The following is a 14,313-nucleotide window of genomic DNA, read 5'->3' as shown; positions in this document are numbered from 1 at the left end:
TAAGGAGGAACTAGAAATGAAAAAGTGGGTATTTATTTCTCTTTTTATCGCATGCACAATCTGTGTAGGCTTATATATATCACCGTTATTTCAAAAAGAAATTGATGTGAAAATCGGCGAGGAAAATAGTGCAATAAAGAATGCAAATATGGAAAAGGTAGAGATTACAAAAGAAGAAATTTATAAAGGGAATCTATTATTAGTTAACAAAGATTATCCACTAAAAAAAGATAGCATTAGGTCTGATATTATAAATGTAAATCATAATAGTGAATTAGTGAGAGGCTACGTAATATTTGATAGAAATCTTCGTTTATCAAAGGATGTTGTAAAAAAGTTTTTGAACGTTGTCGATGCGGCTGGAAAAGATGGCGTACAACATTTCTTAATGAATAGCGGCTATCGAGATTTCCAAGAGCAAAGACAGCTATATGAAAAAATGGGATCTGATTATGCACTCCCAGCAGGATATAGTGAACATAATTTAGGGTTATCACTGGACGTTGGTTCAACGCAAAAGAAAATGGAAAAAGCGCCTGAAGGAAAATGGATTGAAGAGAACGTATGGAAGCACGGATTTGTTTTACGCTATCCGAAAAATAAAAGTAACATTACAGGCATTCAATATGAGCCATGGCACATCCGTTATGTCGGCCTACCTCATAGTGCAATTATGCAAAAAAAGAAAATTACATTAGAGGAATACTTAGACTTCTTAAAAGAGCAAAAAGAAATCACAACCGATGTGGAAGGTAAGCAATATACGGTTTCTTATTATAAAGTTTCCGGAAACATGAAAGTGAATGTTCCGGTGAATAAGCAGTATGAAATTTCGGGAAACAATATGGACGGGGTTATTGTGACGGTTCAGGAATAGAAAAAGAGGTTGTTCCGTTTTGGAGCAGCATCTTTTTATTTAAATTTAAACATTATAACGTTATATTTACTTCTCCCTTTTTTTGTGTTACGCTAAACGTGTGAAAGATATATAAAATGAAATTTTAATGTAAGCGTATTCTTATGGCTTCTTATAGAAAAGGGTGAAGTACAATGACAGAACGATTCGTACTACGTAATGTGAAACGTGTGAACGGGGAAGAGATTGACATTGTAATTGAAAATAATAAAATCGCACAGGTGACGAAAGCAGGTGCTGGCGAGGGTGGAAAGGTTCGTGATTACTCGGGTACTTACGTATCGAGTGGCTGGATTGATTTGCACGTTCATGCTTTTCCAGAGTTTGATCCGTATGGCGATGAGGTGGATGAAATTGGCGTTAAACAAGGGGTAACGACAATTGTTGATGCGGGTAGCTGCGGAGCTGATCGTATTGCAGATTTAGTAAAAAGTAGAGAGCAGGCGAAAACGAATTTATTTGCCTTTTTAAATATTTCTCGCATCGGTTTGAAACGAATTGATGAATTATCCAATATGGAATGGATCGATAAAGAGAAAGTAATAGAAGCAGTAGAAAAGTATAAAGATGTAATCGTTGGGTTAAAGGCGAGAATGAGTAAAAGCGTCGTTTGTGATAGTGGAATTGAACCGCTGCATGTAGCGCGCTCTTTATCACGTGAAACATCATTACCGATTATGGTACATATCGGTTCAGCGCCTCCTCGCATTGAGGAAGTTGTACCTCTTTTAGAAAAAGATGATGTTATTACACATTACTTAAACGGGAAAGAAAATAATTTGTTTGATGAAGAAGGTAAACCGCTACCTGTGTTACTAGAAGCAGTGAATCGCGGCGTTCATTTAGATGTTGGGCATGGTAATGCTAGTTTTTCTTTTAAAGTAGCAGAGGCAGCAAAGCGTCACGATATTGCCTTTAATACAATTAGTACAGATATTTACCGGAAGAATCGCGTGCACGGTCCAGTGTATAGTATGGCTCATGTTCTTTCAAAATTCCTTTACTTAGGTTATCCGCTAGAAGAAGTGATTGATGCGGTGACGAAACATGCGGCAGAATGGCTTAAGAAACCTGAGCTTGGCCGTATTCAAGAAGGAGATATTGCAAATTTAACTTTATTTACGGTGAAAGATGAGAAGATTACGTTAATAGATTCAGAAGGGGATCAGCGCATTGCTGAAAGAAGAATTGATACGAAAGGGGTTGTAGTCAATGGGTTATTCATTGAATGCTAAGTACGGATTAAAAAGAGTAATAAATGCGAGCGGTAGAATGAGTATTTTAGGTGTATCCGCTCCGACAGATACAGTTATGGATGCAATGAAACATGGGGGACAAAATTATGTGGAAATTGCTGATTTAGTAGATAAAGCAGGAGATCATATTGCGAGAATTCTAGATGCAGAGGCAGCGGTTGTTGTGAATTCAGCATCGAGCGGAATTGCGCTTTCTATCGCAGCAATTGTGACAGAAGGAAATCGCCGTAAAAGTGAAAGACTTCATCAAGAGGTCATCGCGAAAAACGAAGTGATTATGTTAAAAGGTCATAACGTTCAATACGGTGCTCCTGTTGAAACGATGATTTACTTAGGCGGAGGAAAACTTGTAGAAGTTGGCTACGCAAATGAAGGGAAAGCAGAGCATATTGAAGATGCAATTGGTGAAAATACAGCAGCAATTCTTTATGTAAAATCACATCATGCCGTGCAAAAAAATATGATTTCTGTTGAAGAAGCATGGGAAGTTGCGCAGCGAAATAATGTACCACTTATCGTCGATGCGGCAGCTGAAGAAGATATTCAAAAATATGTGAAGTATTCAGACCTTGCCATTTATAGCGGTTCAAAAGCAATTGAAGGGCCTACTTCTGGTATTGTTGGCGGGAAACGAAAATATATTGAGTGGCTGAAAGTGCAATTACATTGCATCGGAAGAAGTATGAAAGTTGGGAAAGAAACAACATTTGGCTTACTTCAAGCGCTTGATGAGTACGGAGTAAAAGAAGATAAGAGTGAGCAAGAAAAAGAGTTGTTACAAGTACTTATGCCGCTAAAAGAATTAAACGGTGTAAATGTAACGATCGTTCAAGATGAAGCGGGAAGAGCAATCTTTAGAGCCCGTATTCATATTAACGAAAAAGAGTTAAATAAATCGGCAAAAGACGTTGTGACAGCATTACGCGAAGGGGAAATCGCGATTTATACACGTGATTACGGAGTAAGACAAGGATTCTTTGATATTGATCCACGTCCACTTCAAGGTGATGACATACATGTGATTGAAGAAAAATTGAGAGAAATTGTAGGGGGAAACTAAAATGACAAACATTCAAAAACGTTTTTATAAAGGCCGCGTAGCATTAAATGTATTAGCGAACAATATCGAAAATGCGAAAGATATTTTTGAAGCAGCAGAAGGTTATGTAGTAGTGGGAGTGTTATCAAAAGACTATCCAACAGTAGAAGAAGCAGTTACAGCGATGAAAGCATACGGAAAAGAAATTGATGATGCTGTATCGATTGGACTAGGAGCAGGAGATAATCGCCAAGCAGCAGTTGTAGCTGAAATTGCGAAGCATTATCCTGGTAGCCATATTAACCAAGTGTTCCCTTCAGTTGGAGCGACACGTGCAAATCTTGGCGGAAAAGATAGCTGGATTAATAGTTTAGTATCGCCAACAGGAAAAGTAGGGTACGTAAATATTTCTACTGGTCCAATTAGTGCAGCTGGAGAAGAAAAAGCAATCGTTCCAATTAAAACAGCGATCGCACTTGTACGTGATATGGGCGGAAATTCATTGAAATACTTCCCGATGAAAGGGCTAGCTCATGAAGAAGAATATCGCGCAGTTGCGAAAGCTTGTGCGGAAGAAGGATTCGCATTAGAGCCAACGGGCGGAATCGATAAAGAAAACTTTGAAACAATTTTACGTATTGCGCTTGAAGCAAATGTAGAGCAAGTGATCCCGCATGTGTACTCTTCTATTATTGATAAAGAAACTGGCAATACGAAAGTAGAAGATGTTCGTGAATTATTAGCAGTCGTGAAGAAGTTAGTTGATCAATATGCGTAAGAAAATTGCAGCATTCGGTGAAGTAATGATGCGCCTGCAAGTACCAGGATATGAATTGTTATCGCAAGCTAATACATTAAAATACTCATTTTCTGGTACAGGTGTGAACGTTGCTGCAGCACTTTCTCATCTCGGGCATGAAGGGCTTCTTATTTCTACTTTACCGGAAAACTCGGTTGGAGATGCTGCATTATCTTACATTCAAAAATTAGGCGTGCAAACCTCGCTTGTTTCAAGAGGCGGTAAATATGTCGGCATGTACTTTTTAGAAAATGGATTTGGCGCACGTGCAAGCCGCGTTACATATTCGAATCGATTAGAAAGTAGCTTTAATACGGCATGTGAAGAAATGTATCAATTTGAAGAAATCGCGAAGGAAATTGATATCGTTCATTTTTGCGGGATTACACTTGCGATGAATGATACGGTGCGTCATCATATGAAATCTTTAGCGAAAGCAGTTAAACAAAACGGAGGCACTGTCGTTTTTGATTGCAATTATCGTCCATCGCTTTGGGGAGAAGATGGATATGAACAGGCGAAACCGCATTATAAAGAAATGTTAGGGCTAGCTGATATTGTAATGATGAATGAAAAAGATGCGATGTTCGTTCTTGGAATGAAAACAGAAGAGACAGAGCGAGAAGCTCAACTTGTTGACCTTATTCCACAAGTAGCTGAAACATATCATATCACTACAATTGCTGGTACACATCGCTCTATTAATAGCGATAACACACACTCGCTGCGCGGATTTATATGTAAAGATGGTACGTTCACTTTTGCAAAAACACTTACGTTTTCTGTATATGATAGAATAGGTGCTGGAGATGCTTATACGAGCGGGATTATTCATGGCGAGATAGAAGAGTTTGCACCAGAGAAAGCTGTTTCATTTGCGTCAGCAGCTGGAATGCTTGCACATACAATCGTCGGTGATACGCCAATGTCATCAGAGAAGGATATACTTCGGGCAATGACGGCATCAGTAGGTGATGTAGAAAGGTAGTGGGTGTAACGGTGAACGTAACGAGGAAAAAAGGACCATTATATTTACAAATAAAAAACATTATTCGTGATCGAATATTGCATGGTGTATATGCGATTCATACAAATATTCCTTCCGAACCACAGTTAGAAGAAGAGTTCAAAGTAAGTAAAATTACAGTACGAAATGCGATTAAAGAACTCGCTCAAGAAGGATATTTGGAAAAGAAAAGCGGTAAAGGAACGAAAGTTATCCGTAACACTTCTGCGACAAAACTGTCAAAGGGTAAGAAATTTACTGAAGTGTTAGTGGAAGAAGGATATAAAGTACAGAAAAAATTGCTAAAAGCAGAAATTGTTCAGAATGAAGAAGGAACAGTGCCATTTCGATTATTCGGTAAAGAGAGTTTTCGTATTGAACGTTTATATACGTTAAATGATGCACCGTACATTCATTATACGCACTATTTTTCAGCGAAAATGGCAAGTACAGATTTATCGGACTTTGACTTGCAATCGCTTTATGATTTAGTTGAAGACCGAGGCATTCATTTAGAAAACTTCAGAGATGAATTCGCTGTTGGACTTGCACCTAGTTTCGTTGCCGAAGCGTTAGGTGAAAAAGAGGGGACGGCGCTATTAAAACGAATGCGCTATTCTTACGATGAAGTTGGCGAAGTAATTGAATATAGCGAGGGCTACTACAATACAGAAATGCAGCATTATGTAGTGAATTATGACGTATAAAAAGAGGGTATTCGCCCTCTTTTTTTATAAAGTAAGGGGAATGAGAGATGGATATATACTTATTAATCGTCACGTTACTTGCAATTGCGATTGTTATTTTAGGGGTATCATGGTGGAAATGGCATGCATTTATTAGTTTAACAGTTGCGAGTTTATTTTTAGCGATTATGTCTGGACTGAACTTAACGAAAATAGTGGCTGCCTATGAAACTGGTGTTGGTAGTGTACTAGGGCATTTAGTTGGTATTTTAGCTCTCGGAACAATTTTAGGGAAAATGATGTCTGATTCAGGGGCAGGCATGCAAGTTGCAGATTTCTTTATTCGATTTTTCGGCGTAAAAAAATTACCTTGGGCTATGTTATTTGCAGGGTTTGTTATAGGGATTCCCGTCTTTTTTGAAGTAGGGATTGTCATTTTATTACCACTTGTTATTTCAATTCGAAAAACAACGAAACAAAACATATTATTAATTGCTTTACCTGTTATTGCTGGGTTATCTATTGTTCACGGGCTCGTGCCACCACATCCAGGGGCGATGACAGCAATCGGTATTTATAACGCGAACTTAGGAAAGGTACTTTTATATTCATTACTTATCGCGTTACCAACAGCCATTATCGCAGGACCGATATTTGCAAAGTGGGTACATAAAAGGGTTATACCTGAAAATGAACCAGAGCTTATTCGAGTTACGACTGTCTCAACTGACTTACCGAGTCGTAAAGTTTCATTCTTTATTATTTTATTACCAGTTGTATTGATGATTTTATCGGTCGTTGCACCATATATTTCATTACCGAAAAAGATGACTGAATTTTTTGTATTTATTGGAAGTCCAGTAATCGCTTTACTTATTTCATGTTTCGCAGCATTTTATTTACTTGGAATAAGACAAGGAATTAATAAAAAGATGATTAAAAAATTAACAGACGAAAGTTTATTACCGGTCGGTTCCATTATTTTAATAATCGGTGCAGGCGGTGGATTTAAACAAATATTAATTGAAAGCGGCGTTGGAACGGCGATTGCGCAAATGGCAGAACATATATCGTTATCACCAATTGTGTTAGCTTTCATGGTAGCTGGATTAATTCGAATTGCAACAGGTTCAGCGACAGTAGCATTAACGACAGCAGCAGGGATTGTTTCACCAGTTATTCAGCACATGTCTGGTGTGAATTTAGAATTGCTCGTTATAGCAACCGGAGCAGGCTCGTTAATGTTTTCTCACGTAAATGATGCAGGGTTCTGGCTTGTAAAAGAGTATTTAGGTTTGACGGTGAAGGAAACGTTTAAAACGTGGACGGTACTCGAGACATTGTTATCATTTATTGCATTTGGTTTTGCGCTTTTATTGAATATGTTTCTTTAGGAGATACCTTAACAGGTATCTTTTTTTTGATAAAGCCCATTTCTAAAAACAAGCCCGTTTTTAAGCAAGCCAAGCTTCCTATTCGCCCTGAAAACATAATATAAATGGAATCCCCTCATTTAGAGCAAGGTGAACTTGTTATGAATGATACTAAAGGAGGAATAGAGTAATGAGCGAAAAGTGTGAACACAGACATGATGATTGTAACCGCAGACATGGGTGCGGAGGCGGTTTTGCGCTTCTAATCGTATTGTTTATTTTATTAATTATCATCGGTGCTAGCTGCTTCGGTGGCGGAGGCGGTTGTGGTTATGGCGGTTACGGCGGCTACGGATATGGTGGCTACGGCGGATATTGCTGCTAATTAAAAACTATTGAAAATGGCCTTGTGCAATACGCACAAGGCCATTTTATTCATATTTTTATGTGTTGTGATAATTTATTAATGTACAGAGATCGGATTAAGAAGAAGAAAATAATCTCGATAATCCCAAAGAAAGTGAGTACAATTAATAGCTCTTTTAGTAAAGAAAAAGCGAGCATGCTTTGTAAAAACTTAACCGCAAATAATGTATGAACACCAGCAACAATGTAAGGGACGAAAAATAAAATTCCTAATTGAATCGTTGCGGAGCGAAACATTTCTGACTCAGTTAATCCAAGCTTTGTAATCGTAATATATTTTTGTTTTTCATTCGTTAAGTCGTTATACATACGGAAGTATAAAACACTAGCTGCACCGATAAAGAAAATAAAGCCGAGAAATGCCCAAATAAAGAATTGAGCAACTGCATTTCCTTTACTATGAACCAGTTCATCCGTAGCTGTATAAATATGAAATGGTTTAATGAAATCTTCTTCACCCTTATGTGCTTCATACAAAGTTTCTTCATCATGATTTAAGCTTTTTAATATATTTTTTGTTGGGACAATTGCATTTTCCCAATTCTCCACGAAGTAGTTATAAACTGTAATTGTTTCAATATGAGGAACCATATTTTCAATTACTTCATCTCGCATCACTATTAAGTGAGGTAATGCAAAGGGGGGCTCAATTCCTCTATTAATAAAACCTTTAATTTGAAATTCCTTTTTATTAGAGCCAAGTGTAATCGTGCCCTGCTTCGCAAATGGGTTAGATACGAGATTTAATAACGCTGGTGAATAGCGAGAAATATTATAAACTTGTGAAGATTCGAGAGTGATTTCTGGCCTGTTTAATTGCTTTGCTATTGCGTTATAATCACTCATTTTCATAATGGCAATTGATTCTTTTGAAGCTGTATCTTTTAAAACGGTAAATTTATATTTGTCATATTGAAAATTAGCATTTGTAAGTTCAGTTTCAATCGTAGTAATATGCTTTTGTTCAAATACATTAATACCTTCTGATGTATAGGTGAATGGTATAGGATATCGTTCTAGTATGGGTGCTTTCGTATGATTGTTTGCAGCAAATAACCCGATAATAATCGTAAATGCAAGTGCAGATAGCATAGAAACGATAAAGAGTACATTAATATTACTGCGGGTACGAGAAACTAAATCTGAAATCCATAACATATTTATTTGTTTCAAATAAAACTTTCTTCGTTTCTTTAAAATATAGATAAAGAGAAGAAATGTTTGTGAAAAAAATAAATACGTCCCAATTACTACAAGCGGTAAAATAGATAACATAATTAAGAATACAGATCCATTTTGGGCATTTTTTTCTGTTATGTAGCCTTGCGGATAACCGGCAATATAATAACATAGTCCTAGACAAGTTAAAGCAAATAGTGAAATGAGTATAGATGGTCTTTTTTCGCTCTTCTCTTTGTTAACTCCCTTAATAAGCTGCGTTGTTTTTCGAGTACGAATAAACATTGGTGTAAACGTAGATACGATGAAAAATAAAATAATAAAAGTTACGGTTGTAACGATAATAGCTTCTGTTGGCCAATATAAATAGAGGCCTTTTGCACTTGTTAATTTAGAAGTAACGAGTAAGAAAAAGTTAGAGAAAACAAGACCGCCTTGAATACCTGCAAAGATAGCAAGCATTCCAATGATCATATTTTCAGTAAACAAAAGACGTTTTAATTGTTTTTGAGATATACCGAGAACAGTTAAAACGCCAAATTGCTGCTTCCGTACATTTAAAAATGTTCCAATTGAATATAAGAGAAAGAAGAACGAGAACATAACGATAACCAACTGCGCTGTACTAGCTAAGTTCATTAGAGGATCACGTTCTTGGAAACTTTGTACACTTTGTAACCGCGGATGATACGCGTATACAGTAAATGAAAAGAAAACCATGATAGAAAACGCACTACTTACAAAGTAGGCGAAATATGCTTTTGAATTACGGGAGACATTTTTAAATGCGAATTGCCAAAATGTCATCCACGTCTTCCTCCTAGTAATGCTAAAACATCTAATATTTCTTGATAAAATTTCTCACGGTACAATCCGCGGTGTAGTTCATTGTAAAGTTCGCCATCTTTAATGAAAATGACGCGGTTACAATAACTTGCTGCGAATGGATCGTGCGTAACCATTAAAATTGTTGCATCTTCTTCTTTGTTCAATTTCGTAAATAGTTCCATCACGTCAATTGCCGCTTTTGAATCTAAATTTCCTGTCGGTTCATCGGCAAGTAAAAGTGAAGGATGATGAATAACAGCACGTGCTACTGCGGTACGCTGTGCTTGTCCTCCTGACACTTCAAAGATACGCTTGTCTAAAATATGATCAATTCCAAGTTTCTTTGAAATGTTATCAAGCTTTTCATCCATTTCTTTTAAAGGAACATTATCTAATGTTAAAGGTAGTACGATATTTTCACCGATTGTTAGTGTATCTAGTAGGTTAAAGTTTTGGAAAACAAATCCTAGCTCTTGGCGGCGGAAAATAGCTAACTTCTCTCTACGAAATGTGTGCGGTTTTTTTCCATTAATCACGACATCACCAGCAGTCGGAGAATCAATGGTAGAAATAACGTTTAAAAATGTAGATTTACCGCTACCAGATGGTCCCATAATCGCAACGAATTCACCTTTATCTACATGTAAATTTATATTTTTTAAAGCAGTATGAGGGACCTTTCCTTCATACACTTTTGAGACATTTTTAATGTGTAACACTTCTTCCATAATAATCACCTTTCTATCCTTTAAAACTTAATATGGTGTGATAATTTTTGCATATAGAAGGAACGAATTAAAAGGAAAAATAAAATTTCAACTGTTCCAAAAATCATCAGTACGACTGTAATCTCAGCGAAGAACGAGAGATGTAAAACTTCTTGCAGCATCTTTGTCGCAAACATCGTATGAATTGATGCCATAATGTACGGGACAAAGAATAGAATCGCAAGTTGAATTGTAGCAGATCGTTTCATTTCGGCTTCTGTCAAACCAATTTTTGTAATCGTTACATACTTTTCTTGTTCATTTGTTAAATCTGTATGCATCCTGAAGTAAAGAACACTGCCAGCACCAATAAAGAAAATAACACCTAAGAAAGTACCAATTAAGAAGAACGAAGCGACATTTTGTTTTGTTGTGTATAGAGAATCGCTCGCTTCACTTGCATGGAAAGGCGGGTGCTCTGCTTGAATGTTGTTCCCGTCGGTATTAATTTTGTCTATGAATACCGCGCCGATGTTATTAGCTTTTTCCCAGTCCTTAACTTTAAAGCTATATACACTCATCTGTTTTGAAACAGTGGATAATGCTTCTACATTTTCATCAGATAGTATGAGCAATTGGTATATTAAGCGATTTGGGAATGGATTATAACTTTTATATTCTTTCACTTGTAGTTGTAAATTGTTTTGCGTAAGTGTAAGAGTATTTTTCTTGTCTTTATTGTGAAGCGTTCCAATAACTTGATCATCTAAGTCTTTCATAAGAATATAAGATTCATTCTTATTTACCGTGAGTGTCTCCCAATTTAAAGCTTTAGCAAGTACATTATAGTCACTTTGCTTAATGGCATAATAGAGCTGCGTGTTATTTTCAGCTGAAGATACTTCATATATATCCGTTTTAAATTTTGTATAAGTAAAGTGCTCTTCATTAAATTTTTGTTCTAACCAGTTTAAATGTTCATCCGCCAACGTATTTTCAGTATGTGATAAATATGTAAAAGGAAAAGGGTTTTCTCTTACTGTATCGAACTTCATAAATTTACCAAATCCATATAAGAATGTAATCATAGTAAAAGCAAGTGTTGATAGCATCGCTACAATAAAGAGCATGTTAATGTTTGTCCGAATGCGCGCTGCCAAATCAGAAATCCAAAGCATATTAATTCGCTTCATATAAAATGTTCTTCGCGTTTTTAATATACGAATGAGTAAAAAACTAATTTGTGAAAAGAAAAAGTATGTTCCAGCTGTAACAAGTGACGGAATGAGAAATATACTGGTGGCGGCGTACAAAAGCCCAACTACGTCGCCGAGCGACATGAAATATAGCGGATTGGCTGCTAGCACGTATCCAGATATTAAACATATCGCACCAAATAGAGAGATGAGCACAGATGCTTTTCTTTCTTTTTGTTTTGTTCCTTCTTTTAAAAGACGTACAGCCTTTCTCGTCCGAATTAGCATCGGCGTAAACGATGAGACGAGAATGAAGAGTCCTAGAAAAATGATCATAGTTAAAATAATGGCAGCTGTTGGCCAATATAAATATAAACCAGGAACATGTGTAATCTTGGCGGTAACTAATAAAAAGAACTGCGAGAAAACAAGTCCAAGTTGAATGCCGAAAAAGATGGAAAGAACACCAATTAGCATGTTTTCTAGAAATACGAGTCTCTTTAATTGTTTTTGGGATATGCCAAGTACTGTTAAAATCCCAAATTGCTTTTTTCGCACTTTTAAGAAAGTACCGATTGAATATAGTAAAAAGAAAAATGAAAAGAATACGATGACAATTTCTGAAATTGTCATTAATATGTTCAGAGCAGCATTCACGCCTGTCATATGCAATTTAGGATGAAATAAATAAACTGCAAACGAGAAAAAAATTGCAATGGAAAATGCACTGCTTACAAAATAGGCGAAATAAGCTCTGGCGTTCCTTGTGACGTTTTTAAATGCAAACTGCCAAAATGTCATTCACCTAAACCTCCTAATATAATGGGCATGAAAAAGGAGGGAAGAGATCCCACCTTTTTCATGTAATAACCTTTTTAATGCGTATCAGTATATTGTGATAACTTCTGCATATAAAGTGAGCGAATGAATAAGAAAAATACAATTTCAACGAATCCAAAAATAATAAGAACGGCTGAAACTTCTTTGAACAAAGATAAGCCAATTACATCTTGTAGCATTTTCGTTGCGAACATTGTATGAATGGATGCCATAATGTACGGAACGAAAAATAAAATACTAAGTTGTATGGTTGCAGATCGTTTCATCTCTGCACCTGTTACACCGATTTTAGAAATCGTTATATATTTCTCTTGTTCGTTCGTCAAATCTGTATACATTCTAAAGTAAAGAACGCTACCGGCTCCAATGAAGAAAATAACTCCTAAAAATGTTCCAATTAGGAAGTATGCAGCACTACCAGATGTTATTCTGTATAACGATCCTGCTGATTCAAATAGTCGAATAAGAGTCCCTTCATATTGGGAGTTGTTGCGATCTTTTTGCACTTTTTCTATAAAAGTATCAGCAATTTCATATGTCTGTTCCCAATTTTGAATTTTATAATTATATGCCGATATATGCTTTACCGAGTTAGATAAGTTGTTCACAACAATATCAGGCAAAACGATCGTTTGATATGAAAAGTCAGATGGAATTGCATGGATCTGTTCATAGCCTTTTACTTTTAATTTCGTATTTGTACTAGAGAGTGTAATGTAATCTCTTTTATAGCTTTGCTCAAATTCATTGAATATAGTGATATAAGACGTCCCCGTTAAAACATATGCCTCGTTATCATTTATAAATAGTTGTTTCATTCGTAAAGAATTCGCAAGTTTGTTATAGTCACTTTGCTTAATTGCGTATACGTCATTATAAATAGCTATACCTTTATCTTCTTCTAGCGGTGTTTCATACATATCAGCTGTTATTTTCTCATAAGGAAAATGCTCTTTTTTTAATTGTTGCTCAAGCCAATTTAAATGCTCTGTAACAAAAGGATTCGCATCATAAGAAAAATAAGAAATTGGGAAAGGCGAAGTTCGATTAACGTCTAGCTTAATAAATTTTCCGAACCCATATAGGAACGTAATCATTGTGAAAGCGATAGTAGATAGCATTGCTACAATAAAAAGCATATTAATATTCGTTCGAATACGGTTTGCTAAATCAGAAATCCAAAGCATATTAATACGTTTCATATAAAATTTTCTTCTTTTCTTTAAAATATGAATAAGTAAGAAACTAATTTGTGAAAAGAAGAAATATGTTCCGATTGTAACGAGCGTTGGAATGACGAAAATACTTGAAACCATATATATAACACCTATTTGTGGGCTTACTGATACGAAATATTTAGGATTTCCAGCTAACGCATAGCCACCAAATAAACAAATCACACCAAATAAAGAAATAAGTATGGACGGTTTTCTTTCTTTTCGTTTTTTACTATTTATTTTTAAAAGGTGTACCGCTTTTTTTGTACGAATGAGCATCGGTGTCAACGTAGATACAACGATAAAAAGACTAAGGAAGACGATTGTCGTTAAAATAAAAGCGTTAATAGGTAAGTATAAATATATGCCTGGTACGTGCGTAATTTTTGCTGTCACTAATAAGAAAAATTGTGAAAATACAAGTCCAAACTGCATGCCGAAAAAGATAGATAAAATACCGATTAACATATTTTCCATGAAGACGAGACGGTGTAATTGTTTTCTCGATATTCCTAAAACGGTCAAAACGCCGAATTGTTTTTTTCTAACTTTTAAAAAAGTGCCAATGGAATATAGTAAAAAGAAGAAAGAAAAAAATACAATTACTACTTCTGAAAATATCATTAATCCTGAAATTTCAGAGACCGTGCCAAAGTTTTGTAATTTCGGATGGAATAAGTAAACAGCAAATGAAAAGAAAACGGCAATCGAAAAAGAACTACTTACAAAGTAAGCAAAATAAGCTCTCGAGTTGCGCGTGACGTTTTTAAATGCAAATTGCCAAAATGTCATAAATTATACCTCCGATTAGAAGATATAGAAGTAGTTTTATTGCAAAAAATGTA

Annotated in this window: 12 protein-coding genes; 8 read left to right on the top strand and 4 right to left on the bottom strand. The window is 35.9% G+C overall.

Going from position 1 to position 14,313, the window contains the following annotated elements:
- Positions 1–16: 16 nt before the first annotated feature.
- The 8 genes from PDQ40_RS21845 (at position 17) to PDQ40_RS21810 (ending at position 7,460) form a co-directional block, all read left to right on the top strand.
- Positions 17–877 carry a M15 family metallopeptidase gene (locus PDQ40_RS21845; protein WP_073541032.1) on the top strand — a complete coding sequence of 287 codons (861 nt, stop codon included), beginning with the start codon at positions 17–19 and terminating at the stop codon, positions 875–877.
- 173 nt (positions 878–1,050) lie between these two features.
- Positions 1,051–2,151 carry an amidohydrolase/deacetylase family metallohydrolase gene (locus PDQ40_RS21840; protein WP_061131975.1) on the top strand — a complete coding sequence of 367 codons (1,101 nt, stop codon included), beginning with the start codon at positions 1,051–1,053 and terminating at the stop codon, positions 2,149–2,151.
- Positions 2,129–3,232, top strand: coding sequence for a DgaE family pyridoxal phosphate-dependent ammonia lyase (locus PDQ40_RS21835; RefSeq protein WP_000542376.1), 1,104 nt, complete (start codon positions 2,129–2,131; stop codon positions 3,230–3,232). The genes PDQ40_RS21840 and PDQ40_RS21835 overlap by 23 nt, the downstream gene beginning before the upstream one ends.
- Position 3,233: 1 nt before the next feature.
- Positions 3,234–3,989: a 2-dehydro-3-deoxy-phosphogluconate aldolase gene (gene dagF / locus PDQ40_RS21830; protein WP_000181911.1), complete on the top strand. Its 756-nt coding sequence runs from the start codon at positions 3,234–3,236 to the stop codon at positions 3,987–3,989.
- Positions 3,982–4,998: a sugar kinase gene (locus tag PDQ40_RS21825; protein ID WP_214328371.1), complete on the top strand. Its 1,017-nt coding sequence runs from the start codon at positions 3,982–3,984 to the stop codon at positions 4,996–4,998. Before dagF ends, PDQ40_RS21825 begins: the two co-directional genes overlap by 8 nt.
- The gene (locus PDQ40_RS21820) at positions 4,998–5,723 is read left to right on the top strand and encodes a GntR family transcriptional regulator (protein ID WP_000539282.1); all 726 of its coding nucleotides are present in this window, start codon (positions 4,998–5,000) and stop codon (positions 5,721–5,723) included. The genes PDQ40_RS21825 and PDQ40_RS21820 overlap by 1 nt, the downstream gene beginning before the upstream one ends.
- A 47-nt stretch (positions 5,724–5,770) precedes the next feature.
- Positions 5,771–7,096 (top strand): gluconate permease GntP, encoded by a 1,326-nt coding sequence (gene gntP / locus PDQ40_RS21815; RefSeq protein ID WP_088883335.1) that lies wholly within the window; start codon positions 5,771–5,773, stop codon positions 7,094–7,096.
- 169 nt (positions 7,097–7,265) lie between these two features.
- Positions 7,266–7,460, top strand: coding sequence for a YjcZ family sporulation protein (locus PDQ40_RS21810; protein ID WP_001290395.1), 195 nt, complete (start codon positions 7,266–7,268; stop codon positions 7,458–7,460).
- Between the two features lie 50 nt (positions 7,461–7,510).
- Here PDQ40_RS21810 and PDQ40_RS21805 read toward each other — a convergent pair whose 3' ends face one another.
- The 4 genes from PDQ40_RS21805 to PDQ40_RS21790 form a co-directional block, all read right to left on the bottom strand.
- Complete coding sequence (locus PDQ40_RS21805; RefSeq protein ID WP_000144965.1) at positions 7,511–9,487, bottom strand: FtsX-like permease family protein; 1,977 nt, start codon at positions 9,485–9,487, stop codon at positions 7,511–7,513.
- Positions 9,484–10,236 (bottom strand): ABC transporter ATP-binding protein, encoded by a 753-nt coding sequence (locus PDQ40_RS21800; protein ID WP_000393244.1) that lies wholly within the window; start codon positions 10,234–10,236, stop codon positions 9,484–9,486. The genes PDQ40_RS21805 and PDQ40_RS21800 overlap by 4 nt, the downstream gene beginning before the upstream one ends.
- A gap of 20 nt (positions 10,237–10,256) precedes the next feature.
- Complete coding sequence (locus tag PDQ40_RS21795; RefSeq protein WP_000145014.1) at positions 10,257–12,212, bottom strand: ABC transporter permease; 1,956 nt, start codon at positions 12,210–12,212, stop codon at positions 10,257–10,259.
- 74 nt (positions 12,213–12,286) lie between these two features.
- Positions 12,287–14,260 (bottom strand): FtsX-like permease family protein, encoded by a 1,974-nt coding sequence (locus tag PDQ40_RS21790; RefSeq protein WP_214328373.1) that lies wholly within the window; start codon positions 14,258–14,260, stop codon positions 12,287–12,289.
- Positions 14,261–14,313 lie beyond the last annotated feature (53 nt).

This window comes from Bacillus cereus group sp. Bc061 (assembly GCF_027715825.1).
In the GTDB taxonomy this organism is placed as follows: Bacteria; Bacillota; Bacilli; order Bacillales; family Bacillaceae_G; genus Bacillus_A; species Bacillus_A paranthracis.
This window is presented reverse-complemented; position numbering and strand designations above follow the sequence as displayed.